Origin of the sequence: Herbidospora sp. NBRC 101105 (assembly GCF_030269205.1) — a bacterium.
Taxonomy (GTDB): domain Bacteria; phylum Actinomycetota; class Actinomycetes; order Streptosporangiales; family Streptosporangiaceae; genus Herbidospora; species Herbidospora solisilvae.
The window spans coordinates 1-312 of record NZ_BSSX01000031.1; the positions used below are offsets into that span (position 1 = coordinate 1).

1 protein-coding gene is annotated in these 312 nt (G+C 65.1%); it reads right to left on the reverse strand.

What is annotated here, in order from left to right; all coding sequences use genetic code 11:
* Positions 1–312, reverse strand: a 312-nt coding sequence (locus QSK34_RS37665; protein WP_502875573.1) for a glycosyl hydrolase family 95 catalytic domain-containing protein, incomplete at both ends; no start/stop codon positions are given.

The following is a 312-nucleotide window of genomic DNA, read 5'->3' on the forward strand; positions in this document are numbered from 1 at the left end:
CGAAGCACTCCGACAAGTTGGTGGTGTCGGCGTGCCAGTAGTTCATCGGCAGGTTGGCGTTGATCGTGTACTTCGAATCCCACGACGGGGTCAGGGAGTCGTTCCAGATGCCCTGCAGGTTGGCCGGCTGGGTGCCGGGCCGGGAGGAGGAGATGAGCAGGTAACGCCCGAACTGGAACAACAACGCGGCGAACTGGGGGTCGTTGACGCTGTTGTGCTGGGCGATGCGCACGTCGGTGGGCTGGTCGGCGGCCGAGGTGCGGCCCAGGTCCAGGGTGGCCCGGTTGAACAGCGTCTGGTAGTCGGCGATGT